Consider the following 25,070-nt stretch of genomic DNA (forward strand, 5'->3'; position numbering starts at 1 on the left):
AGCATCAAGTCAAAATGAATTCGTTTGTCACTTAGTCATCTAGTAGCCCTAATTCAGCTATTGCCAAACCTATTATGAGGACAGCTTCTCAGGTGAAAAGATGAGCAGAGTTTAATAAATAAGTTGTACACATATTCAACGCTTACTTACTCGATCAACGCTATTTTATATTGCGAAAAAATCATCAGTGACAGTGCATTTCTTGGTGTCATTTCTGGATGTCATTTCTGGACACCCACTTAAATCTTTTAGTGGATTGAAACAAAATCATATTTCTCAAAAGTCTCCCTCTCACTTTAAAGCGGAGTTTTGAGTGTCTGTCCACGTCTGTACTTTCGTACATGGATCACGTGCATGTTTTGGACACCCACTTAAACCTTTTTCGGTTGGCTTCAAACTACTTTTCTTAAGTGGCTGTCCCTTACTTTAAAGTAAAGCTTTGAGTGTCTGTCCACTTCTGTACTTTCGTGCATCGAAATCTAAGGTGGTCAAATGCGCTACACGTTAGTAGATGACGCTATTAAACTCATTTTTACACCACAAAGTTGACTTACGCCACTCTAGAAAAAACGCTATCCTTATGTTTTTATTATATTTTAAATAATGGCACGCAACGTGATGATTAATGTGATAAGTAACATTGAATTAAAACTCGATAGTTAAATGACTAACACGATGAAATAATTGTGTTATCTCAAATATATAAAAACCGTTAAGGATATAAGAATATGAAAAAGTCTATTTTCGCCTCAACAGCTCTATTGCTTTCGGCATCTCTGCTTTCAGGCTGCGTTATACACGTGGGGAATGCTAGTGCATTGGATGGCAGTGACTTAAGCTCTATTCTAGGCAATATAGACATTGCAGAAGGAAAGCATGCCGGCGATATTTCTTCGGTAAACGGCAATGTTGAGATTAGCGACAATGCGGGTGCTGACGAAGTCAACATTGTTAATGGCAACCTTGAAATGGGTAGTCATGTGACTGTCCGAAATATTGATATCGTCAATGGAAATGTGAGTGCATCGTCTCATTTAACTGTGCTTAAAGACGTAGAGACTGTAAATGGGAACGTGACGCTTCCTTCTCAAAGTAGCATTGGTGGCAGTGTTGAAACAGTAAATGGTGATATCACTGCAGTTGATTCAAAAATTGAGAAACACATCAAAACGTTAAACGGTGATATTACGCTTTCTGGTAATTCTCACGTACATGGCGATATTATTTACAGAGAGAATGAAAGCTCATGGGGAAGCAAATCTGACGACAAACCTACGTTGTCTATAAGCGCTTCAGTTACTGTTGAAGGCAATATTATTTTAAAACGCCCTGTCAATTTAGATATTGAGAGCGAAGCGTTAAAACAAAAAGTCGTTGTAAGCTATGGTAGTGCGCAGTAACGTATCGACATTACTTTATAGTACCGTGTTCAAAACCTTATGACCGAACAAGAAAAGATGCTCGCTGGCGATTTTTACTACCCGTCAGACAAATCATTAACGGCATTGCGTAAGCAATGCCGTATTCAATTAGACGAGCTCAATGCGACCTGTCAAAGTGACCATAAAAAGCGTACCAGACTATTAAAAGCGCTTTTCGGTTCGACTGGAAAAAGGCTTTACATTGAGTCTTCGTTTAAATGCGATTACGGTGAAAACATCTATGTAGGCGAAAATTTCTACGCCAATTTCAATTGCGTTATTTTAGATGCGGCCAAAGTAACCATTGGCGATAACTGTATGATCGCACCTCAAGTCGGGCTCTATACCGCTACCCATCCAATTGACCCAGTTCAACGGGCTACAGGAATTGAGTTTGCTAAACCCATAACCATTGGTGATAACTGCTGGATTGGTGGAATGGCTGTTATAAACCCTGGCGTGAGCCTAGGGGATAACGTGGTTGTCGCCTCAGGTTCTGTGGTCACTAAATCCTTTGGCGACAATGTGGTTATTGGAGGCAACCCAGCCAGAATTCTTAGACGCATTGAAATAGAAAAGAATTAAACGCGCTTAGGGCGTTATTGCGAGCAGCTCGAAGCTTACCCTCGTTTCCTCAACTCAATGTTTTGCCGCCTAAAATTAACATTTTGAGGCGGCGGCATGCAAAGCTAACCTACTGCTTCGTTAATCAACTCAACAGCCATAATGGCGGGATGAGCTTAATCCCAGACAGGCGCGAAGTCTGGATCAACAATACGTTCACCATTGTCTAAATCGTCGACAAGCGCTAGCTCCTCATCGGTTAGGTGCACACCACCATAAGCTAGATTTTCCGCTAAGTGCTGTTTACTGGTTGATGATGGGATAGCGTAAATGTGACGTTTTTCCATCCACGCCAATACCACTTGTGCCGGAGTTGCATCATGATTTTGAGCAATTCGCTTCAGCGTTTCATCCTTCATGACTTTCCCCACCGCGAATGGCATATAAGCGGTCGCTCGGATACCTTTTTCTTTGCAGGCGTCCACTACCTTTTTGTTTTGCATGAAGGGGTGGATCTCAATTTGATTGGTATACACTTCGCCTTTGCCCAAAATACTTTCTGCTTTGTCTAGCAGGTCAATGGTAAAGTTTGACACACCGATGTGTCGCGTCAAGCCGTCTGCTTTTGCTTGCGCAAGACTTCCCAAATAACTCTCTAACGTGATGTCATTTCCAGGATAGGGCCAGTGGATAAGCAGTAAATCAACGTATTCTAGCTTCAATTTTTCCAAACTTTCATGCACGCTTGGAACAAAATGAGCGTCCCCCAATGACTCATGCCACACTTTCGTCGTTACAAAAAGCGAGTTTCTGTCTAAGCCACTGGTCTTAATCGCGTCTCCGACTTCTGCTTCATTTCCGTAAAACTGGGCGGTGTCTATGTGTCTAAAACCAACATCTAGCGCCTTACTGACTGACTCTCGGGCTTCCTCACCTTCTAAACGAAAGGTTCCCATTCCTAACTGAGGCATGTCTTTCATTACCATCTCCTTTTCCGTGTCTTAGACATCCGCTACGTCAAGTAGCACATTCATATTTTGCTACGGCAGGTTTCGCAAAGAAGATCGGTATAAACGCGCTTTAAAATAACGCCGTAAAAAAGAAATGATAAACATTTGGTGAATAATCGATAAGCGGAAGACATAAAAAAGCCGCTAGCGTAACTGGCGGCTTTGTTAGCGTTGTATTGAAGTGGGTTGTTCGCTATTTGCGTTTTGCTGGGCGCCCAGCACGTTTACTTAAGCCTTGTTGCTTACGTACTTTATGCTTTTTAACCGAGCGGCGCATGCGACTTAAACGCGCGTGATCAAGTTTGCCCTGCCGCACGTTGATCATGGTTTGCGTTTCATCTGGCAGTTGAACATGACTGCGTAGCGCGTTTACATCTTCTAAGCCAAGCTCAACCCACGCACCTTGAGGCAAACGTTTTTGAAGCTCTATCGGGCCATACTTAACACGGATCAGTCGGCTAACCTGAACACCTTGTGATTCCCATAGCCGACGTACTTCACGATTACGACCTTCTTTTAACGTCACGTTATACCAGCGGTTCATGCTTTCATCTTCAGCATGTTGTGGGGTTGGAGCGCCAGAGATGGTAAGGAACTTGGCTTCACCATCTTCGAGCTCAACGCCTTTTTGCAAAGTATGCAGTGTTTTACCCGTTACTTCACCGAATACGCGAACGGCATATTCGCGCTCTACTTCGCATTTAGGATGCATCAGGCGGTTTGCTAATTCACCATCATTGGTAAATAACAGCAGGCCGCTAGTGTTCATATCTAAGCGACCCACCGTGATCCAACGGCCCAATCGAATAGCTGGCAATCTGTCAAATACCGTGTCGCGCCCTTCTGGATCATGACGGCTACATAGTTCACCTTCAGGCTTGTTGTACATTAGAACACGGCATACCGGCTGTTCAGTTTGACGAGACAATAGATGTCCATCTACTCGAATTTGTGCGGTGTGGTCAACTCTATCCCCGAGGGTTGCTTTGGTGCCATCGACCGATACTCGGCCTTCTTCAATCCAACGTTCCATTTCTCGTCGCGAGCCTAGCCCTTGGTTAGCCAGTACTTTTTGCAACTTTTCAGTCATGGTTTTTCACTCTTAATTGCTTGTTTACGGTCGCACGGTCTATTCAGACGGTGCCTCATTTAACACCTTAAGCGGCGAGTCTGACGCAATACTTTCGGCCATATTTTCAAAAGCATTAACATTGGGCAAATCGCTCAATGACGCCATTGAAAAGTAGTCTAAAAAGCCTTTCGTGGTAGCATAAAGTGCAGGTCGCCCCGGCACTTCTTTGTGGCCAACTACCTTAATCCAGTCTCGTTCTGTGAGTGTCTTTATAATATTACTGCTTACCGCTACACCTCTTACCTGCTCAATTTCTCCGCGGGTTATAGGTTGACGATAGGCAATAAGCGCAAGTGTCTCAAGCATTGCTCTTGAGTACTTAGGCGCATTTTCTTGCCATAATTTACTTAACCACGGGCTTAATGCATCTAATGATTGAAAGCGATAGCCACTCGCTACTTCTACTAACTGAATGCCTCGAGGTTGATAATCTAACTTTAGTTCGTTAATTACCTTACTCAAAGTTCTATCAGCCACGGTGAACTCATTAAGCACCGTTTCTTTCAACTGCTGCTTTGTTACAGGCGTGTCGGCCACAAATATTGCGGCCTCGACCAATTGTTTTAGCTGCGCCGTGTTAATTTTCTTCATGCGAACCTAATTTTACATGAATTTTTGCATAAGGACCTGCCTGAATGCACAAAATTAGCTGTTCTTTTACTAATTCTAAAATTGCTAAGAAGCAAACCACCACACCGGCCTTTCCCTCTTCAATGGTGAAAAGGCGTTCGAGTGGCGTATATTCTGCGGACGTAAGCAACGATAAGATAAGCGACATGCGCTCTCGCGTGCTTAAGGCCTCTCTTTCAATAGTATGGTGTTCAAACGCTTCAGCCCTTTTCATCGCTGTGCTAAATGCCAGCACTATCTCAGCTAAAGATACGTTAGGCTCAACACGAATTGGCGCGACATTCTCACTGACTTCCACGTGTGCTTTAAACACATCCCTTTCAAGTCGGGGCTGAATATCCAAGTCCTCCGCGGCCTGTTTCACCAATTCATATTCTTTTAAACGCCTGATTAATTCGGCCCGAGGATCGTCTTCTTCTTCACTGTCTTCACTGTGCTTTGGTAATAATAGACGAGACTTTATTTCGGCCAGAATAGCGGCCATCAATAGATACTCTGCTGCCAGCTCTAGTTTTAGCGCCATCATGGCGTCTACATACTCCATATACTGCTTGGTAACGGCGGCGATTGGCAGCGTAGTGATATCAAATTTTTGCTTACGGATTAAATACAACAGTAAGTCGAGAGGTCCTTCGAAAGTTTCAAGAATAACTTCTAGGGCGTCGGGAGGGATGAACAAATCTTCCGGTTTTTCAATAAGCGCTTCGCCATTAATAAACGCAAGCGGAAGCGGTTGCTGAACAGGTGCCGCAAGCCCTTTGTCAAGAGGCGCTTCTTTATTGTTATTATTTTTATTAATTAGTTCAGACACAGTCCTACAACCGTTTTTACATGCTGCCGCAGCGATTATTATTTGGTTCTAACGTTCACTCATTAACGTCATATGCCTGTTTCGCCATTTTCTTAAACGTGCCGTTCACCCATTAGTTATTCAAAAGGAGACGGGTCACCAGTACCATGACGTAAAATAACGGGTGTATCTTCTGATAAATCAATCACAGTTGTAGGATGTTCGCCAATATAACCTCCGTGAATGATAAGCCCGACTTGCTTTTCTAAATTATCTCGAATCACGTCAGGGTCTGATTCAGCCATGGTGTTGCCTGGCAAAATCAAAGACGTAGACATCAACGGCTCGCCAAGTTCTTCCAGTAATGCTAGCGCAATGGCGTTATCCGGCACGCGGATCCCAATGGTTTTGCGTTTGGGATTCTGTAAGCGCTTCGGTACTTCTCGCGTTGCTTTTAGCACAAACGTATAGTGACCTGGCGTATTGTTCTTTATCTGCCTAAAGGCAGTGTTATCAACCTTGGCATAAATTGATAGCTCTGACATATCACGACACATCAAAGTAAAATTGTGGTCTTTATCTATTTGACGGATGCGGCAAAGCTGCTCTAACGCCTTCTTGTCTTCCATTTGACAGCCTATGGCGTAGCCTGAGTCTGTGGGGTAGACCACAACCGCCCCCTCGCGAATTAGCTCGCATGCTTGGCTTATCAGGCGTTTTTGCGGGTTATCTGGGTGTACATAAAAAAATTGACTCATGATTACTTCCTTTTCTAAAAAGCGTTTTTCAACAGATTTGCGTTGTACGCTTTTTATGCTTGTCTCTATAGACATTGGTTGACCGAGCAACGACTTTTTATCGCTTTACTTCTATCAACTACTCATTTCTACTGCTACCGCTCACGTCTAACTATAGATTTGCTCACGGCGCAGTTTCAAGCCCTTTTATCTGCAGCCAATCGTGCCAGATAGGCGTTAGTTGGCTATTAATTCCAAGGTTTTTACCTAACTCAGTCCAGCGAGAGGGGAAGTGAAAGTCAGAGCCTGCTGAAGCTAGCAAATTGTGAGTTTGTGCAATTTCATTGATAAGTTCTTGCTTAGTTTTGTTAATACCGGGGAACGCCGTTTCAATGGCATCACCACCAGATTGCGCAAACAGAGCAACCAAACGCCTTAACCATTTGGCCGTCATGTCGTAATGCGCAGGGTGCGCCAGCACTGCTTGGCCACCTGCATCGTGGATCCATTCAATTGCACTTTCTATACTTGGCCACTCGGCTTTTACCGCTGCCCGTTTACCTTTGCCCAAGTACTTTTTAAACGCAGCCTGCATTGTGGGCACGCCATAATTGTTCACTAACACTCGAGCAAAATGAGCACGTGTGACCTGCCCTACACCTGCTAGCGCTTTAGCTCGCGTTAAAACGCCTTCAAACCCACATTTTTCAAGTTTATCAGCTATTTTTTCAGCGCGTGCCTCGCGGACTTGAGCTTGACCATTGAGGTGAGATAAGAACGTTGGGCATTGTCTGTCTACGTTCAAGCCTACAATGTGGATATCAAAACCGTGCCAAGTAGTGGAAATTTCAACGCCGTCAATAATGGTTAAAGACCGCTTTTGTTTTGCTTGAGTGGCATGAGCCTCGTCCAGGCCCGCTACGGTGTCGTGGTCGGTAAGCGCAAGTACATCCACCTGCATGGTGTGAGCTCGAAGGATTAATTCTTCTGGCGTGAGATGGCCGTCTGAGTATTTTGTATGGCTATGTAAATCTATTTTCAAAGTAATATGCAAATTTTAGGTTGACACGAAAGGCAATTTGTTTTCTTCTATACGCACAAAGTATACGTACTAACAGCTTCAGATCCTATTGAAGTTTGAAAAAACAACGAGTAATTCATGCATCCTTACAACAATTCTACCGCAATGACAGTTGCAGCTTGGTGGTGGCACTCCCTAAATTAACGGGCGGTGTGCACTGTAGTGCGTGAGTGAAAACACATAAAGGCCCGTTTATACGGGCCTTTTTTTTATCTTTTTGCAATTGGAGAGTAGCAAAAATGAGTTTAGCGGAACTGGGCACTTCCCCAGGTAAAGTAGAGACAATAGAGCAGGTAGGTCACTATGTTGATGATCCACTCGCCGCGTTTGCCCACCTTTGTGGGAACAAAAGTAACGCACTACTTTTAGAATCAGCAGAAATCGACTCAAAAGATGACCTGCAAAGTTTATTGATGGTTGATGCCGCGCTTCGCATGGAATGTAGAGGCAACCGAGTTGAGGTTAAGGCACTAACAGGAAACGGCGCTTCAGTTTTACCTTTGTTTGCTACGCACGCTCCCGAAGGCCTGAACATCATTGATAGGACAGACACTTCTATCGTTCTTCTTTGCGATGACGCAAACAACGAATTAGACGAAGATAGCCGATTGAAAGCCGCGAGCGTTATGGACGCGCTGCGTATTGTTCTCAATAAAGTAACCCCCATACGCCAACACCCTCACGCTATTTTTCTGGGCGGTGTGTTCGCTTACGACATGCTTGCGGGCTTCGAAAAACTGCCGGATGTTGCTGAAGGTGAAAATGACTGTCCTGATTTTGTGTTCTATTTGGCGGAGACATTAATTACCGTTGATCATCAAACCCGCGAAACCCACCTTATCGGCAGCGTATTTAGCGGTGAGGATGTAGCTCAGCAATATTTTGCAATTGCGCAGCGATTAGAGGCTATTCATCAACTGCTTCATGAGATGCCTGCTGAGCCACTATTAACAAGTAAACAGACTGAATCGCAAAGTGGACAGACACTCAAATTAAAAGAAGCGACCCAAAACGGACAGACACTTTCTTCTATTGAAGCAAGCGTAGACATTAGCGACGAGCAGTTTTGTGACCATGTGCTTGATTTAAAGCAGCACATTCTTGCTGGCGATATCTTTCAGGTTGTGCCCTCGCGCACATTTTCTCTCCCCTGCCCTTCGCCACTGCTCGCTTATGCCAAACTTAAAGAATCTAATCCAAGCCCTTACATGTTTTTCATGCAAGATGACGCTTTTAGTATATTTGGAGCCTCACCCGAATCGGCGCTTAAATACGAAAGAGAGAGCAATCAAGTAGAAATTTATCCTATTGCAGGAACTCGTCCTCGAGGCAAGCGTCCAGACGGCAGCACTGATAGAGATTTGGACAGTCGCATAGAGTTAAACCTTCGCGAAGATACAAAGGAAAAATCTGAGCACATCATGCTGGTTGACCTGGCGAGAAATGACGTTGCTAAAGTTAGCCGTCCGGGTACTCGCTTCGTTAAAGATTTGCTCAAAGTAGATCGCTACTCACATGTAATGCATTTAGTGTCTCGCGTAGTAGGTCAACTGCGCGAAGATTTAGACCCATTGCACGCGTATCAAGCCTGCATGAACATGGGTACACTGGTAGGTGCACCAAAGGTCAGCGCAGCCACCCTGATACGTGAAGTAGAGAAAAAACGACGTGGTAGTTACGGTGGTGCAGTAGGCTACTTAAATAGCCAGGGCGACATGGACACTTGTATCGTTATACGCTCTGCTTTTGTGAAAAACGGCACAGCGTACATTCAAGCTGGTGCTGGTGTGGTATACGACTCGATTCCCCAAGCTGAAGCTGATGAAACGCGAGCCAAAGCACAGGCCGTAATAGGTGCAGTTAAGGCGGCACTTCAAGAGGAAATAGAACACATCAGTGCAGCGTTAAATGAAGGAGGCAACGCATGAACCACCAAGTTACCACTTTATTTTTGCTCGATAATGTAGACTCGTTTACCTATAACCTTGTTGATGAACTGCGTACATTAGACCTAGACATAAAAGTGTATCGAAATACTGTGTCAGCTGAACTGCTTTTTAATAAAATGCAGGAACAAGCCACGAAAGGCCCTGTTTTATTGATGCTTTCCCCAGGGCCTGGCGCTCCCAGTGATGCTGGCTGTATGCCTGCTTTGCTTAAAATGGTCAGCGGCGTATTTCCGGTCATTGGTATTTGCCTTGGCCATCAGGCAATTGTGGAGTATTACGGCGGTACAGTTGGACGCGCTAGCCAAGTAATGCACGGAAAATCGTCGGCTATTACGCATTCGGAAGAAGCCATGTTTCAAGGTCTTCAGCAACCGTTGCACGTTGCACGCTACCACTCGTTAGTAGCCCACGAATTGCCTGAGAAGCTTACCGTTTGTGCATCAACAATAAACGATGATGGAAGTGAGGCTGTGATGGCAGTTTACAATGATGAAGACCGCATGCTTGGCTTCCAGTTTCATCCAGAATCGATTTTAACGGCACACGGCAGTTTGTTATTAAAACAAAGTATTGATTATTTAACGCTACAGGGAGCGAACCATGCTTAACGCAGGCCCTCTACTTGAACAAATTATGCTGCGAGAATCGCTGTCGCAAACCGAAGCGTACAGCTTATTCAACAGCATCATGCACGGTGAGCAAAGTGAAGTAATGATTGCAGCCGTGCTTACCGCGCTGAAAATGAAAAAAGAGTCGCCAGGCGAAATAGCCGGCGCAGCGAGCGCAATGGTGGCCAATGCCCTGCCTTTCCCTACGCCGTCATACGAGTTTGCAGATATTGTTGGTACTGGAGGTGATGGGCATAACACTATAAACATTTCCAGTGCTGCGGGTGTAGTTGCAGCATCGTGCGGCGTAAAGGTGGCTAAACACGGGAATAGAAGTGTCTCAAGCAAGTCTGGTTCAGCAGATTTGTTTCGTCAATTTGGTTTAAATCTAGAAATAAGTCCTGAGACCTCTCGTAAATGTTTAGATGAAGCAAATTTCACATTTCTTTTTGCACCGGTTTATCACGCAGGCATGCGCCACGCAGCCCCCGTGCGCGCTGCGATGAAGACCAGAACGCTATTTAATATATTAGGCCCGTTGGCAAACCCTGCGGGTCCAACTCACGGCGTTTTCGGCGTATACTCTCCAGAGCTGCTAGAGCCCTATGCAAAAACACTGATGCTGCTTGGCCAACATCGCGCCATGATTGTTCACGGAGACGGACTGGATGAATTGGCTCTTCATGGCGAATCAATCATTTACGATCTAGAACATGGCGATATTCGTAAGCTGTCGGTAACTGCACAAGATTTTGGTTTGCCCCACTATCCGCTATCGGCAATTGAAGGTGGCGAGCCAGAAGAAAATAAACAGTTTGTTGAAGCAGCCCTTAACGGTGAAGGCAAAGAGGCGCACCGTGCGGCTATTGCAATGAACTGTGGTGCACTGTTGAAAGTCACGGGCAAAGCTACCACGTTCAAAGAAGGTGCCGAAATGGCAATGAACGCCATGGCAGAAGGGTTACCCATTCAGTTGTTATCAAAGGTTGCCAAAATTACTCAGGAGGTAAGCACGAATGGCTAATGTGCTTGAGAAAATTGTTGCAGACAAGCGAGAAGAAGTCGCCGCGCGTAAAGAGGCGCTGCCGCTAGATAGTTTTAAAGCTAATTTGACTGCTTCCGAAAAAAGCTTATTTGCTGCGCTAAACGAGCCAAATGCAGGCTTTATCTTTGAATGTAAAAAGGCATCTCCTTCAAAGGGGCTTATTCGAGAGAATTTCAATTTAGACGAGATTTTATCGGCCTATACTCCTTATGCAGCTGGCATATCAGTGCTTACCGACGAGAAGTATTTTCAAGGGAAGTTTGAATACCTAGCTTACGTGACAGAGCGCGTTGCTCAGCCGGTTCTTAACAAAGATTTCTTTGTCGACAGCTATCAAGTGTATCTAGCCCGCCATTATAACGCTGACGCTGTACTGCTCATGCTTAGCGTTTTGAACGACGATGAGTATCGCGAGCTGGCTAGCGTAGCAAATTCGCTATCATTAGACATTCTTACCGAAGTGAGCAATGAAGAAGAGATGGAACGTGCCATTGCGCTTGAAGCTAATATTATTGGTATCAATAACCGCAATCTTCGTGATCTCTCTACTGACCTAGCCACTACTGAGCGCCTTGTGCCAATGTTAGAGAAAGCCACACACGACTATGTGGTTATTTCAGAGTCAGGTATCTACACCCATCAAGACGTATTGCGCTTGGCACCTGTATCACAGGGCTTTTTAGTTGGCAGCGCACTAATGGCAGAGACCGACCTTCAACGCGCTGTGAAAACATTGGTTAATGGAGCAGTGAAAGTCTGCGGATTAACCAGCAAAGAACAAGCGCAGATGGCGTTCGATAGTGGCGCTAGTTTTGGCGGGCTCATATTTGCAGAGAAATCTCCCCGTTATGTATCAAAGGAACAAGCGATATCTATCACGCAAGATGTAGAGGGTGCGTTTGTGGGAGTATTTGTAAACCATGATGTTGATGAAGTGGCGTCTCTTGCTGCCTCACTAGGCCTTTTTGCCGTTCAGCTTCATGGTAGCGAGGATGAAGCATACATCACAGCATTAGCAGATAAACTTCCTGAAGGTTGTGAAATTTGGAAAGCAGAGGGCGTACAAGCAACGTCTTCAAGCGCCCTTCCCGAAACAGTGGACAGACACTTAAAGAATAGCTTACTAAGCCGTGTGCTACTTGACTGCCAAGTAGGCGACGCCAAAGGCGGTACAGGTGAATCTTTCAACTGGCAACTTATTAATGATATTGAAGCCAAGCATAAGTTAGTGCTTGCTGGCGGTATAAACGCCGACAATGTGGCGAATGCAATCGCAACAGGCTGTGGTGCTATTGATGTTAATTCCGGCGTTGAGATCGCCCCAGGTACAAAGAGTGAAAGTAAGCTCGACGCACTTTTTACTATTTGCCGCCGTTACTAATTTAAAAAACAGGACAACGTAATGAACCAGTTAGACACAAAATTTGGTGAATTTGGTGGCATGTATGTGCCCGAATTACTTATTCCAGCGTTGGATCAGTTGGAAAAAGCGTTCTTGGATGCCAAAGACGACCCAAGTTTTAACGAAGAGTTTTTATCACTGCTAAAAGATTATGCCGGTCGCCCTACGTCGATGACGTTAACCCGTAACCTTGTTAGCAACCCAAAAGTGAAACTTTATCTTAAGCGTGAAGATCTACTTCACGGTGGCGCCCACAAAACCAACCAGGTATTGGGTCAAGCGCTACTTACCAAGCGCATGGGTAAAAAAGAAGTTATTGCTGAAACAGGCGCTGGCCAACATGGTGTTGCAACTGCACTAGCGTGTGCCTTACTTGGCCTTAAAGCGCGTATTTATATGGGTGCAAAAGACGTAGAGCGTCAAGCGCCGAATGTATTTCGAATGAAATTAATGGGTGCTGAAGTTATTCCCGTGAATGCCGGTTCTGGCACGCTTAAAGATGCGGTAAACGAAGCGATGCGTGACTGGTCTGCAAACTACGATACTGCACATTACCTTTTAGGTACCGCCGCGGGCCCTCACCCTTTCCCGACCATTGTTCGTGAATATCATCGTATGATTGGTGAAGAAACGCGCGCACAAATAATGGAGAAAGAAGGCCGCTTGCCTGACGCCGTAGTTGCGTGCGTAGGTGGCGGGTCGAATGCAATCGGTATGTTTGCAGACTTCATCGATGAACCGTCAGTTCGATTGGTGGGCGTTGAGCCTGCAGGAAAAGGGGTTCACACCAAAGAACATGGTGCCACCATAGTTACGGGTACAAAGGGTATTCTTCATGGCGCATATACCTTCATTATGCAGGACAAAGAAGGCCAGATTGAAGAGAGCTACTCAGTATCGGCTGGACTCGACTATCCAGCTGTTGGTCCTCAGCATGCCTATCTACACGACATTGGCCGTGCCGAATATGTGGCTGCAACCGATGAAGAAGCGTTGAATGCGTTCCAGCTTCTGGCGCGAAAAGAAGGGATTATCCCAGCACTAGAATCATCACACGCACTTGCACATGCGCTCAACATGGCTGACGAAGCCGACGAAGAAACGATTATTGTAGTCAACTTGTCGGGCCGTGGTGATAAAGACTTAGCGCACGTTATCAACATTTTAGGGGACGATTTATAATGGATAGATACGCACAAATGTTTGCTAGCCTTGAGGAAAAGAACCAAGGCGCATTCGTACCCTTTGTGATGGTTGGCGACCCAGGCTTAGAACAGTCTGAAGCCATCATTTGCCAACTTGTAGAAAGTGGCGCAGATGCGCTGGAGCTAGGTATTCCATATTCAGATCCGATAGCTGATGGTCCGACTATTCAAGCCTCTGCTATCCGCGCTCTTAAAAACAAAGTTACCGTAGCAGATTGCCTTGAAGTAATTTCGCGAGTGCGCGCAAAATATCCAGAGGTACCGATTGGGCTGCTTCTATACAGCAATTTAGTGATGGCACAGGGTGTTGAAAACTTTTACAGCAAAGCACAAGCAGCAGGCGTCGACTCGATATTAGTGGCAGACGTACCAATCCGCGAAGCTGCGCCGTTTCAAAAGGCTGCTGAGGCGACAAACATCTCACAAATTTTGATTGCTCCACCAAATGCAACTGACGAAACCATGGAAAAGATTGGCGAATACTCAAAAGGTTACACCTATTTGCTTGGTCGTGCTGGCGTAACAGGTGCAGAGACCGCAGCGAATGTACCAGCATCTGAACTTATCGAACGCTTGAACAAGCACAAAGCTGCCCCGGCACTGTTAGGGTTTGGTATTTCTACACCTGAACAGGTTAAATCTGCCATTGATGCTGGCGCTGCCGGAGCAATTTCTGGCTCAGCGACAGTTAATATTATCGCGGCTAACTTATCGGACAGTCACAAAATGCTAAGTGAGCTTGGCAGCTTTGTTGAGAGCATGAAAGCCGCCACGGCAAAGGGGTAAGCGCATGCTCTACATGATTTGTGCCACCGATGTGGCGGACAGTTTAGAGAAACGCCTTGCCGCAAGACCTGCTCATTTAGAACGTTTGAATGTTTTAAAAGATGAGGGACGTTTGATTATGGCAGGACCTTTTCCAGCAGTTGATAGCCCTGACCCAGGTCCAGCTGGATTTACCGGCTCACTTGTAGTAGCAGAGTTTGATTCGTTAGAAGATGCGCAAATTTGGGCTGACGCCGACCCGTATATCGAGGCCGGTGTTTATGAAAGCGTTATAGTGAAACCGTACAAAAAAGTTTTGCCTTAGCTGTTGGCCTAGAGTTTTTGATTTTTTATAAATAGTAAAAGCCCCAAAAAATCGGATAATTCCGAATTTCTGGGGCTTTTTCTTTTTAAAGCTGATTCAAGTTAGTTTTGAAGTCGATTTGAAACTCGTTTTGGACAGGCACTTGTTTTGCAGCCTGAATGTAAAACTCGTTCTGAACTCGTACTGGACAGACACTTGTTTTGCAGCCTGAATGTAAATTTGTCTTTGAAGCCTGATTGTGTACTGATTATGGACAGACACTCACCACGTTGATTTGATAGGTTGTTGTGGAAACCGTGGGAAATCGTGGACAGACACTTTTATTGCATTCGTTTGAAAGATTGTTTTGGAAGTGCTACTACTTTTATTGTCAATTAAGTGTGTGTCCTAAATTTTCCTACAGCTTAAGTGTCTGTCCAAAGTTTTCGAAAAGGAAATTTTTAACCTCTATCCTTTTTAAGTGTCTGTCCGTTTTTTCTTGCGTCTCTTCTTGGAACGTAAGTAACTGGTGCGTTATGTACAGTGTTTACCTGGCAAGGTAGACTTAATCTAATTCAGAATAGATTCAGTTTACCAAGTTATACTTATCTGTAGTTTGGCCTGAGTAGGACAATTATTGTGAGGGTGTATGACATTATCGCTTCGAGTTTTGGTGTTTTGTGCAGCGTTAGCACTGTCAAGCGTTGCACCCGCTATGGCGTTACAAAGTTCAGGCGGCGATATCTCTAAAAGTGAGGCCGCGGAGCGTGCACGTTTAGCTGTAGATGGCCGTGTTTTAAAAGTTGAACAAACCTCGCAGAACTACCGGGTTAAAGTTTTGAAGAAGTCTGGTCGCGTTGTCTCAGTCGAAGTCGACAAACGCTCAGGTAAGGTCAAACAAAGTAAAGGTAAGGATTAATATGCGTATCCTCGTAGCTGAAGATGATAGCCGACTACTGACCCAACTTGACGCTTTATTGCAGCAAAACGGTTATAGCGTTGACTTGGCAGATAATGGTGAACACGCGCTATTTCTTATAAAAGAATATAGCTATGACCTTGCTATCGTTGATATAGGAATGCCAAAGCTTGACGGGTTTGAGGTTATCAAAAAAGCGCGTCAAGCCGACATTCCGTGCCCTATTCTAATATTAACTGCAAGAGATCGGTGGCAGGAGAAAGTTGAAGGTTTGGATGCAGGTGCCGACGACTACCTCACCAAACCATTTCATAATGAAGAATTACTGGCCAGAGCTAAGGCGTTAATCAGGCGGGCCTCAGGACAAGCTAACCCAACTATACAATTTGGTCCTATTGCTTTAGATACGGTAAGTGAAGAGCTATCGCTAAATGGGCAAGCACTAGATTTAACGGCTTACGAGTATAAAGTGATGGAATACTTGATGCTAAACCCCAACAAAGTTATTTCAAAAACTGAGCTTACTGAACACATCTACGATCAAGACTTTGATTTAGACAGTAACGTGATTGAAGTATTTATCGGTAGGTTGCGCAAAAAGCTCGATCCTTCGGGCGATTTGAAGCCGATTGAAACCCTAAGAGGTAGAGGCTATCGGATAAATAAAAGTTTATGAGACAATTGTCACTTCGCCTGCGAAGCATCTTTTTTGCGGTTGTTATTTTAGCATTTTTTGCGCCATTCACCGTTATCATTCTTGACGAAGCTTACACTGAAAGCCTGACACAAGCCAAAATGAGCGAACTTAGATTAATGAATCTAGGTTTGCTTTCTGCATTTGAGTTGGATGGTGACCAACCTTACATGCCTGAAATCCTTTACGAGGAACAATTAAATCTCCCAGGTTCAGGGTATCTCGGAGTTATCGTATTTCGTGATGAAGTAATTTGGCAGTCGGCTTCAGCCCTCGAATACACCTTTTCATCACCAGAAATAGAGGTCGCGGTAGGAAACGAGCTGTTTTTGGAGTCATTCACGCCAGCATTTAAAGAAAATGCTTCGTACTTTGTCTACGCTTTTACCGCAGAATTTGCTTCTAGCAGAGACTTTGAGCCAGTACGATTTTATATCTTTAATGACAAGGCCCTTTTCGAAAGCGAGCGTCGTACTTTTATAAATACCACGTGGCAGTGGATAATCACACTCTGCTTCGTGCTTCTCGTTTTTATTATTGTTGGTATAAGCGTAGTACTGCTGCCCGTAAGAAAACTAATTGCTGAAATATCTCAAACATCTAATGGTGTTAAACCACAGCTTAATTCACGCTATCCTGTGGAGTTTGACTCATTGAAACAATCTATCAATGGTCTACTTCAAAGTGAGGCGGCACAAAGAGCGAGGTATAAGAATAGCTTGGGTGACTTAGCTCATAGTTTAAAAACCCCGCTGGCTGTGGCCTCTGGCAACCCTGAGCTTCCGACTGAGGTCGATGAAGCGTTAAAACAGATTGACCAAATAATTAAGCGACAGCTCAAAAGAGCCAGTGCAGGAAAGTCAGGCTGGCAAAAAGCCGTTGCGATAACACCGGTTCTTCACAAACTTGCCGATGCGATGGATAAAGTCTATCAAGAAAAAGCACTTAACATTGAATTTGGCGTTAACGAAAACATTGCATTTAAGGGAGACGAAACCGATCTCATGGAGCTTTGTGGCAACCTTCTAGATAACGCATGTAAAGCAGCGAAACGAAATGTCATAGTCTACGGCGTGATAAATGCTGAGTGGCTTATTTTAAAAGTAGATGATGACGGGCCTGGGATCCCCGACGATAAAAAAGCATTCCTTTTAGAGCGAGGAGCACGCTTAGACACGTACGCTGAAGGACATGGCATCGGTATGGCGCTAGCTGCCGATTTAGTTTCTATTTACGAAGGAAGAATGCACATAGAGGATAGTACTCTCGGTGGCGCAAGCATCATTGTTGAATTCCCAAACCACGGTTAACATCGAGCTAAGATGTCTAGTGCATAAATTTCTTTAGTTTGAGGCGTTATTCAATCGAAAAAAATTAGGGACAGACACTTAGTCTCATAAGATGTGTCTGTCCAATCTAACCAATCAAAAAAATGCTGTGGCTGTCCATTTTAGGCAAGCTTATCAACGCTCCCTAAATTGTTGCTTAAATCACTTCCACATCAGCGCAAAAGAAAAGAAGTGTCTGTCCTCTATTAACCAACAAAAATACCACGTTTATGATGAGGCTTTTTGGCCTTCACTCGACAATAGTACAGCGAGCCACTTACTCTCCTCTCGTGACTCAAGGGCGATCTTCACAACCATCGTCAACGGAACTGATAAAAGCATACCCACCGTTCCTAATAGCCACCCCCAAAAAATGAGCGAGAGAAATACAACAAGGGTCGATAGCCCCATTCCTTTGCCCATTAATTTTGGCTCCACCATATTTCCCATAATAGTGTTGACGAGTAAGAAGCCTAACGCGGCAAAACCCGCTGATGCAGGCCCTAATTGGACAAATGCAATGAGCACTGCTGGAACCGCGGCGATGATTGAACCTATGTTAGGTATAAAGTTCAGCATGAAGGCCAACACAGCCCATAGCATGAAATGGTCTACCCCCATCACGTACAACCAAGTACCTATAATTAAGCCTGTCCCAAGGCTTACAACTGTTTTTATTGCCAGATAACTATTTACTGACTTTATGAACTTGTCGATATGCTTTAGCTTCATACCAGGATCAGCAAGTGCAATATGTAAACGACGAGGTATGCTATCTGCTTCAAAAAGCATAAATATGACAGTTAGTAGTATCAAAAATAGGTTTGAAAGTACGCCCCCCATACCACTTATGAAGTTTGTCGCGACAGACATGGCCGTTGCAGGATCCAAGTGAGAAGCAATGAGCTCTCTATTGATGTGAATATTGAATTCAGCAAGTTTGGCGACCACCCAGGCGAACTCGGAATCGAGCTTGCTTCTGTATTCGGGAAGGTTCTCTCGAAATTCAGTCATTGACTGACCTACAAGGCCTGCCAAAAGAAAACCAAATACTACAATGAGCAGTATAACAAAGGTAATCGAAAGCCATTTCGGTACACCAAATTTAGAGGTCCAGCGAATTATTGGACTACAAGCTATGGCGATAAAAACAGATAAAAAGAAAGGTACCATTATTGTACTAGCGGCTTTCACGCCAGCCATTACAACCACTAAGCATGCTAAAACGATAAGAATTTTTGCTGTTGGCGAGCGTAGTTCCATTGACATATTGTGCTACATTCCTGACTGAAACGACTACACTTTACAACGACTTATAGACAACTACAAACAAGAGACTCCAATGAATTTTAATCTTGCCACTATAAAAATTAAAAACCTCAGACTACGCACATACATTGGTATCAATGAAGATGAGATAAAAAACAAACAAGACGTTGTTGTTAATGTAAAAATTGACTACGACGCCGAAAAGGCTACCAATACCGACGACATGTCCGATGCGTTAAACTATAAGACCATTACAAAGGCAATTATTAAACTAGTTGAAGACAATCGATTTTCACTTTTAGAAAAGTTAACAGCGGATGTGTTAAGTATCGCGGCTGAGCATTCATCAGTGCGTTACGCAGAGGTGGAAGTTGATAAGCCCCATGCATTAAGGTTTTCTGACTCAGTATCCCTAACGCTTTCGTGTAACAAGTCTGCGTAGAGTAATCCTTTAAGGAGCGTGCATTGAACATATTAATGACCGGTGGCACCGGGTTAATTGGCAGTGAGTTTATTCGACAATTTTTGGATAAACATTCATTTACTGTCGTTTCTCGAAACCTTGCTAAAGCAAGGGAACGTTTGGGAGAGGACGTTGAATATGTGGAGAGTATTGCCGCGATAAAAAACCTCGATAAATTTGATGCTGTAATAAATTTAGCGGGTGAGCCTATTGCGGATAAAAGGTGGACAGGCACGCAAAAGAAAAAGATTTGCGATAGCCGTTGGAACACAACGGCTGAATTGGTCTCGAAGATAAATGACAGCACTTCCCCTCCAGATGTCTTTATATCGGGCTCAGCAATCGGCTTTTACGGAAGCCAAGGAGATAGGGTTGTTTCTGAGGATACGCCTCCTCACAACGAATTCACTCATGAGTTGTGCGCAAAATGGGAGGCAATAGCTAATAGCATTGTTCAAGAAAAAACACGTGTAGTGACACTTAGAACAGGGGTTGTTTTAACCGATAAAGGAGGGGCGCTCGACAAAATGGCTCTACCTTTTAAGCTAGGTACAGGCGGAACATTAGGCTCTGGCAAACAGTATCTAGCATGGATCCACCTGCAAGACATGGTTCAAGGGATTTCATTTTTACTCAATAACAGTGCATGTAGCGGCGCATTCAACCTAACAGCACCAGAACCCGCAACCAATAAAGAGTTTTCAAAGTCACTTGCAAAAGCACTTAGGCGGCCTTGCCTATTCAACGTGCCTAGCTTTGTAATGAAAATAGCCATGGGCGAATCTTCAACAATGATTTTGGAAGGACAACGCGTCATCCCCGAAAAACTTGTTGCTGCAGGATACAAGTTTAAATTCCCTTCTCTAACAGAGGCGTTAAGCGACATTTATTAGTGCTCTACAGCGCTAGTCCGGTAATAGTTCTCTAATTATGGACAGACACCTAATCACAACAAAGTGTCTGTCCGATTTGCTTCTCCGACTTCCTCCTAGTCTAGCTCCACCGCTAACGCTAGCTGTCCTTCTCAAAGAAATTTCCCGATATTTATCACAAAAACCAAACCGCTTGCGGACATCACGATAAGACTATGAAGACTACGGACAGAGAACACTACGGACAGACACTTAACCCTAGTCATTTTAAAACGACAGAACTTTTGGAGCAGCTGACAGAAGATAACAAAGGACAGAAGATAACAAAGGACAGAAAGATAACAAAGGACAGACACCTATCGATTTTAAGTGTCTGTCCACAATATTTATTTTCTTAAACCATATTACGAAGCATTTGACTGGTATTTAATGTCAGTAATCTCCAGCACCCCACTGCACCTAAAACACCAACTACTACAGCACCTACCGCCGGCGCAATAACCCAATATTCAGGGTGAAGACTAGCTTGCATCTGGAATACTGAGGTTTGAAGTAGGTATAGACTCAACTCATTCGCCATGGCTGCCATAAAGCCAGCAACCACACCTATGATCACGAATTCGAAGATGACGCTTTTGCGAATTAGTCTGCCCTTCGCGCCAAGAGTCCGTAATATCGCAATTTCCTGACTTCGCTCATCCATACTTGCCTGAACCTGAGCAATTAGAACCAAGCTTCCCGCTAGTAAAACGAGTACCAGAATAAACTCAACGGCCACAGATACTTGGTCAACAATCTCCCTCAATTGGTTTATCCGCGCATCAACATCAAACATGGTAATTGACGCAAAAGGCTTCAGAAGATTAGTCAATTCAGCTTTTCTTTCAGTGGGTAAATAGAAACTAGTGATATAAGTTGGACTAAACGCCGCCATTGCATCCGGATGTATTACAAAAAAGAAGTTTGGCTGCATGGTTTGCCAATTAACCTTACGCAAGCTCGTAACCTTCGTCTCAACAATCTCGCTCCCCACGTTAAACGTCAACTTGTCGCCCATTTGGATATTCAAACGTTCCGCAACGCCCTCTTCAACAGACACGGGAAATAAGCCGTCGGTAAAAGTTTCATCACTATCGCCATGCCATTCACCTTCTAAAACTTCGTTTTCTTTTTGCAGCGTGTTGCTCCAAGTAAGGTTTGCTTCTCTACCTAGTCCTCTGCGCCCTTCTCTACTAGGCTCATCTTCTTTAGATACGTCGGTATTGACTCCTTCTCCGTTAACAGAAACGAAACGCCCTCTTATAACTGGATAAAATTCTTCTATCTTCACTCCATTATCAGAAAAGTGTCTGTCCAGTTTTGGTTGGATATCAGGTGTGATGTTGATCAAAAAGTAATTGGGTGTCCCCTCTGGCAATTGTGAGCGCCATTGTGAAACCATGTCATTTCGCATCACTAACACGACGAGTAGCAACATGATTGTGACCGAGAAACTGATAAGCTGAACACTGTTATCCATAGCACGGCGCTTGATTCGAGCCCAAGCTAATTGCCATGGCCCCATTTTTCCGCTGCCAAGTTTCCGTCCTACCGCTATTAATACAAACGTAGCACCGAGCAAACCAAGCACCAATGCAGAGCCAGATACAAACAAGATTGCGCTGATTTTAAGGTCCTGACTATATATCCACATTAGCGTGAATATAGCGCCACCTGATGCAGCAAACTGAATACCTCTAGAGCGTAAATTGGTAGAAATATCTTTGCGCAATACCCTCAGCGGAGGCACCGAAAATAGCTGTAGCAATGGATACAAGGAAAACAAAAGTGCGCAAGTAGCACCCGTTGCTACTGCTATTACCAGCGGCCGCCAGTGCCAAACGTCAAGAGAAACATCAACTTTGTCTGCTACAAGTGAAACCACGACTTGCTGACCTATAAATCCAATCACCAAACCAATCAAAATCCCAAGAGCCGTAATCAACAAAATTTGATACAGATAAATTTTGCGAATAGTTGCACTCGTTGCGCCAAGTGTTTTCATTATTGCTACGGGGTCAAAGTGACGTTGCGCATAACGCTGTGCAGCAACGGCTATTGACACCGCAGCTAAGACGATTGCCAGTAGACTGGCTAAAAGGAAGTAACGCTCAGCACTTGCTACGGAACGACCTATCGCCGACTCGTCGTCCTCAACCGTGCGCCATGAATGCAAATCATCGTTTAACCTTGGCAAAAGCCAGCTGTTAAAACTACTAATATCACTTGCGTCACCAGCAAAAAAGCCTATATAGCGCGCTCGGCTTCCGGGCCCTGTCACCGCTGTTTTTTCTAAATCTGCAATGTTTATAAGTGCGATAGGATCAGTATTGAATACGCTGAAGCCTGCATCAGGAATGTCTACCAGCACCTTGGTAACGGTAAAGTTTCCGTCTCCAATTTCGATGCGGTCACCGATAGATAAGCCAAGACTTTGAAATAGCCGGGATTGAACCCAAGCCTCTCCGCTCTGCGGCAGCTCTGAAGTGTCGCGTTTCTCGCCAAAAGGCTCATCAGTAATATTAACCGTTCCCTTCAATGGGTACGTGTTATTAACTGCTCGCAAGTCTACTAGCGACATTGCATCGCCGTTGAACACCATCGAGCGAGTTGATACCTGTTTCGCTGTCGATAAACCTTCTTGTTGCGCCTTGAGCAACCATTCCTCATCAAGCGGCTCATCTGACCGAAGTTGTGCGTCGGCCGCGATAAATGCCGCTGAGCGAGATTTAAGCGCACCCTGTAGTCGTTCACTAAAGAGTGATAGAGATAGAACAGCAGCTACCGATAATACAATGGCCAACAAGATGATAGTAAGTTCACCCCGTCGAGCTTCATGTTTAAAAAGCCGCCAGGCCAAGCTGAAAGACGTCGACATTTACACCGCCTCTTTCTTTTTCGCAATTTTATTTTGCGTTGTTTCTACAAGTTCGCCTGCGTTCATGGTTAGTTGTCTATCGCAGTGGTCAGCAAGTTCATTATCATGAGTGACCAATACCAGTGTGGTCCCCTTTTCTCTATTCATTTGGAAGAGCAGCGCCTCTATTTTCTCACTGTTTTTAGCATCTAAATTTCCTGTAGGTTCATCAGCGAAAAGGATTTTCGGCGAGGTGATAAAAGCACGAGCAATTGCAACCCTTTGTTGCTCTCCACCTGATAACTGATTTGGAAAGTGATGCGCACGATGTTTAAGCCCAACCTGCTCTAAAATCTCAATGGCAAGAGCTTTGGGGTTTTTAAGACCAGCAATTTCCGCTGGCAACATAACATTTTCTAATGCCGTAAGACTTTGAACCAGCATAAAGCTTTGAAAAATAAACCCTACCTTATTTCCCCTGAGTACAGCCCGCTCTTCTTCATCCATATTATGAAGCGCTTCATTATCCAGGAAGATTTCTCCCTCTGAAACTTGATCAAGTCCAGCTAACAAGCCCAATAAGGTTGATTTTCCAGAGCCTGACGCACCGATAACGGCAACTGACTCACCGGACTTGACTTCAAAAGAAATAGGACGAAGGATCTGCAACGAACCTTCACTCGTAGTTACTACTTTGGTTACTGAATTAGCTTTTATCATAAGGGGTCATCAATTCGTGTTTGTTAAGTATCGTTATTTGTTCGTTTTTTTACTTATTCTTTTAATACCTTCTAAAGCGTTATCAGATCAAGCGGAGCAGATCGATTCAGGCGAAAATGCGGTATTACTCATCTTAGGTGACAGCTTATCCGCAGCTTATGGTTTACAGCAACATGAAGGATGGGTCAGTTTGTTACAAAACATGTGGCATGACGATGAGATTAAGATTGATATAGTAAACGCTGCGGTAAGTGGTGAAACGACTGATGGCGGATTAGCGCGTCTTCCTCGCTTGTTAAATCAGCATAACCCTACCCATGTTCTAATCGAATTAGGAGGAAACGATGGTCTTCAAGGGCATAATATTTCCAAAATAAAGAGCAACTTAAACACGCTAGTCAACGTCGCGAGGGAAAATGGCGCCACTGTTTATCTTCAGGAAATGCAGATCCCTTCAAACTATGGTGGCCGATATACGAAAATGTTTACAGAGAATTACGATAAGGTTGCTAGTGAAAACAACGTTGAGAAAATACCATTTTTCCTTGAAGAGATAGCATTGGATAAAGACCTAATGCAAAACGATGGTATTCATCCAAATGCAAGTGCTCAGCCATTGATAGCAACATTTATGGACAGACACTTAAGAAGTTTAATACTTGATGGTCAATAATTGTGCTACAGTTAGACAATAGAACATTTTATCGCAAGGTTCGGTTATGGACGTATCTTCTGTTAATTCAACACCTGTTTCAGCAATCCTAGAGTCTCCCCAACGAACTCCCCAGCAGGTCGCACCTAGAAACGAGCAAGAAACTCCGGCAACACAGACGGAAAACACTCAGCAAGTGGCAACTACATCCGACAGTCGCGTGGGATCTAGAATTAACGTTGTCGTTTGACCTCTAAATTCTGTTCAATCAAAAAATCGCACTCGAGATGAATGCGTAAATCCCAAAGCGAATCCGAGGGACAGACACTAATTCTCATCGATAGAATTTGGTCTGGTCGGACACACACCCGACTTGAAGAGGCCACACATCTAGGCTTACAACAAGTGTCTGTCCGATGTTTTAATTTAAATCTAGCGGCTTTTATTTTTCTTTCTCCTTTCTCAAGAAGTTCCGTAGGTAATACCGTTCAATTTATATAGCCTACTCAAGAATTTGGTTGGACACACACCCAAATTGAAGAGGCCATACATCTAGGTTTACAACAAGTGTCTGTCCGATGTTTTAATTTAAATCTAGCGGCTTTTATTTTTCT

25 protein-coding genes are annotated in these 25,070 nt (G+C 44.3%); 16 read left to right on the plus strand and 9 right to left on the minus strand.

What is annotated here, in order from left to right; all coding sequences use genetic code 11:
• Positions 1 to 728: 728 nt before the first annotated feature.
• Positions 729 to 1,400, plus strand: coding sequence for a hypothetical protein (locus JC525_RS11080; protein WP_198815907.1), 672 nt, complete (start codon positions 729 to 731; stop codon positions 1,398 to 1,400).
• 39 nt (positions 1,401 to 1,439) lie between these two features.
• The gene (locus JC525_RS11085; protein ID WP_198815908.1) at positions 1,440 to 2,006 is read left to right on the plus strand and encodes a sugar O-acetyltransferase; all 567 of its coding nucleotides are present in this window, start codon (positions 1,440 to 1,442) and stop codon (positions 2,004 to 2,006) included.
• Positions 2,007 to 2,161: 155 nt separating this feature from the next.
• Here JC525_RS11085 and dkgB read toward each other — a convergent pair whose 3' ends face one another.
• The 6 genes from dkgB to JC525_RS11115 all read right to left on the minus strand — a co-directional run bounded on the left by dkgB (position 2,162) and on the right by JC525_RS11115 (position 7,326).
• A complete protein-coding gene (gene dkgB, locus JC525_RS11090) occupies positions 2,162 to 2,965 on the minus strand; it encodes a 2,5-didehydrogluconate reductase DkgB (protein WP_198815909.1) in 804 nt (267 codons plus the stop codon).
• Between the two features lie 223 nt (positions 2,966 to 3,188).
• Positions 3,189 to 4,085: a 23S rRNA pseudouridine(2605) synthase RluB gene (gene rluB, locus JC525_RS11095; RefSeq protein WP_105931979.1), complete on the minus strand. Its 897-nt coding sequence runs from the start codon at positions 4,083 to 4,085 to the stop codon at positions 3,189 to 3,191.
• A 39-nt stretch (positions 4,086 to 4,124) separates the two neighbouring features.
• On the minus strand, positions 4,125 to 4,718 hold the full coding sequence (scpB, locus tag JC525_RS11100; RefSeq protein ID WP_198815910.1) for an SMC-Scp complex subunit ScpB: 594 nt from the start codon (positions 4,716 to 4,718) through the stop codon (positions 4,125 to 4,127).
• Positions 4,705 to 5,568 (minus strand): segregation and condensation protein A, encoded by an 864-nt coding sequence (locus tag JC525_RS11105; protein ID WP_198815911.1) that lies wholly within the window; start codon positions 5,566 to 5,568, stop codon positions 4,705 to 4,707. The genes scpB and JC525_RS11105 overlap by 14 nt, the downstream gene beginning before the upstream one ends.
• A 116-nt stretch (positions 5,569 to 5,684) precedes the next feature.
• On the minus strand, positions 5,685 to 6,305 hold the full coding sequence (locus tag JC525_RS11110; RefSeq protein ID WP_105931976.1) for an L-threonylcarbamoyladenylate synthase: 621 nt from the start codon (positions 6,303 to 6,305) through the stop codon (positions 5,685 to 5,687).
• 163 nt (positions 6,306 to 6,468) lie between these two features.
• Positions 6,469 to 7,326 carry a PHP domain-containing protein gene (locus JC525_RS11115; protein ID WP_198815912.1) on the minus strand — a complete coding sequence of 286 codons (858 nt, stop codon included), beginning with the start codon at positions 7,324 to 7,326 and terminating at the stop codon, positions 6,469 to 6,471.
• Between the two features lie 278 nt (positions 7,327 to 7,604).
• Between JC525_RS11115 and JC525_RS11120 the strand changes: the two genes are divergently transcribed.
• The 10 genes from JC525_RS11120 to JC525_RS11165 all read left to right on the plus strand — a co-directional run bounded on the left by JC525_RS11120 (position 7,605) and on the right by JC525_RS11165 (position 17,566).
• Positions 7,605 to 9,293, plus strand: a complete 1,689-nt coding sequence (locus tag JC525_RS11120) for an anthranilate synthase component 1 (RefSeq protein WP_198815913.1) — start codon at positions 7,605 to 7,607, stop codon at positions 9,291 to 9,293.
• Complete coding sequence (locus tag JC525_RS11125; RefSeq protein WP_198815914.1) at positions 9,290 to 9,922, plus strand: aminodeoxychorismate/anthranilate synthase component II; 633 nt, start codon at positions 9,290 to 9,292, stop codon at positions 9,920 to 9,922. Before JC525_RS11120 ends, JC525_RS11125 begins: the two co-directional genes overlap by 4 nt.
• Complete coding sequence (trpD, locus tag JC525_RS11130) at positions 9,915 to 10,946, plus strand: anthranilate phosphoribosyltransferase (RefSeq protein ID WP_198815915.1); 1,032 nt, start codon at positions 9,915 to 9,917, stop codon at positions 10,944 to 10,946. Before JC525_RS11125 ends, trpD begins: the two co-directional genes overlap by 8 nt.
• Positions 10,939 to 12,348, plus strand: coding sequence for a bifunctional indole-3-glycerol-phosphate synthase TrpC/phosphoribosylanthranilate isomerase TrpF (gene trpCF / locus JC525_RS11135; protein WP_198815916.1), 1,410 nt, complete (start codon positions 10,939 to 10,941; stop codon positions 12,346 to 12,348). Before trpD ends, trpCF begins: the two co-directional genes overlap by 8 nt.
• A gap of 21 nt (positions 12,349 to 12,369) precedes the next feature.
• Complete coding sequence (trpB, locus tag JC525_RS11140; RefSeq protein ID WP_105931972.1) at positions 12,370 to 13,551, plus strand: tryptophan synthase subunit beta; 1,182 nt, start codon at positions 12,370 to 12,372, stop codon at positions 13,549 to 13,551.
• Complete coding sequence (trpA, locus tag JC525_RS11145; protein ID WP_198815917.1) at positions 13,551 to 14,360, plus strand: tryptophan synthase subunit alpha; 810 nt, start codon at positions 13,551 to 13,553, stop codon at positions 14,358 to 14,360. Before trpB ends, trpA begins: the two co-directional genes overlap by 1 nt.
• Positions 14,361 to 14,364: 4 nt before the next feature.
• A complete protein-coding gene (locus JC525_RS11150) occupies positions 14,365 to 14,664 on the plus strand; it encodes a YciI family protein (RefSeq protein ID WP_198815918.1) in 300 nt (99 codons plus the stop codon).
• A 628-nt stretch (positions 14,665 to 15,292) separates the two neighbouring features.
• A complete protein-coding gene (locus tag JC525_RS11155) occupies positions 15,293 to 15,562 on the plus strand; it encodes a PepSY domain-containing protein (RefSeq protein ID WP_198815919.1) in 270 nt (89 codons plus the stop codon).
• A 1-nt stretch (position 15,563) separates the two neighbouring features.
• Positions 15,564 to 16,238: a response regulator transcription factor gene (locus JC525_RS11160; RefSeq protein WP_198815920.1), complete on the plus strand. Its 675-nt coding sequence runs from the start codon at positions 15,564 to 15,566 to the stop codon at positions 16,236 to 16,238.
• Positions 16,235 to 17,566 carry an ATP-binding protein gene (locus tag JC525_RS11165; protein WP_198815921.1) on the plus strand — a complete coding sequence of 444 codons (1,332 nt, stop codon included), beginning with the start codon at positions 16,235 to 16,237 and terminating at the stop codon, positions 17,564 to 17,566. Before JC525_RS11160 ends, JC525_RS11165 begins: the two co-directional genes overlap by 4 nt.
• Positions 17,567 to 17,812: 246 nt before the next feature.
• Here the strand turns inward: JC525_RS11165 and JC525_RS11170 are convergent, their stop codons facing one another.
• Positions 17,813 to 18,853, minus strand: a complete 1,041-nt coding sequence (locus JC525_RS11170) for an AI-2E family transporter (protein ID WP_198815922.1) — start codon at positions 18,851 to 18,853, stop codon at positions 17,813 to 17,815.
• Between the two features lie 73 nt (positions 18,854 to 18,926).
• On the opposite strand from JC525_RS11170, the gene folX reads away from it, so the two are divergent.
• Positions 18,927 to 19,295 (plus strand): dihydroneopterin triphosphate 2'-epimerase, encoded by a 369-nt coding sequence (folX, locus tag JC525_RS11175; protein WP_159627972.1) that lies wholly within the window; start codon positions 18,927 to 18,929, stop codon positions 19,293 to 19,295.
• A gap of 23 nt (positions 19,296 to 19,318) precedes the next feature.
• The gene (locus tag JC525_RS11180) at positions 19,319 to 20,209 is read left to right on the plus strand and encodes a TIGR01777 family oxidoreductase (RefSeq protein ID WP_198815923.1); all 891 of its coding nucleotides are present in this window, start codon (positions 19,319 to 19,321) and stop codon (positions 20,207 to 20,209) included.
• Between the two features lie 373 nt (positions 20,210 to 20,582).
• On the opposite strand, the gene JC525_RS11185 is transcribed toward JC525_RS11180, so the two are convergent.
• Complete coding sequence (locus JC525_RS11185) at positions 20,583 to 23,105, minus strand: ABC transporter permease (protein ID WP_198815924.1); 2,523 nt, start codon at positions 23,103 to 23,105, stop codon at positions 20,583 to 20,585.
• Complete coding sequence (locus JC525_RS11190; RefSeq protein ID WP_198815925.1) at positions 23,106 to 23,804, minus strand: ABC transporter ATP-binding protein; 699 nt, start codon at positions 23,802 to 23,804, stop codon at positions 23,106 to 23,108.
• Between the two features lie 16 nt (positions 23,805 to 23,820).
• Here JC525_RS11190 and JC525_RS11195 point away from each other — a divergent pair, with 16 nt between their 5' ends.
• Complete coding sequence (locus JC525_RS11195; RefSeq protein WP_198815926.1) at positions 23,821 to 24,477, plus strand: arylesterase; 657 nt, start codon at positions 23,821 to 23,823, stop codon at positions 24,475 to 24,477.
• A 46-nt stretch (positions 24,478 to 24,523) separates the two neighbouring features.
• Positions 24,524 to 24,706 (plus strand): hypothetical protein, encoded by a 183-nt coding sequence (locus JC525_RS11200; RefSeq protein ID WP_198815927.1) that lies wholly within the window; start codon positions 24,524 to 24,526, stop codon positions 24,704 to 24,706.
• The last annotated feature ends 364 nt before the right edge of the window (positions 24,707 to 25,070 follow it).

Source organism: Alteromonas sp. IB21, assembly GCF_016405965.1.
Taxonomy (GTDB): domain Bacteria; phylum Pseudomonadota; class Gammaproteobacteria; order Enterobacterales; family Alteromonadaceae; genus Alteromonas.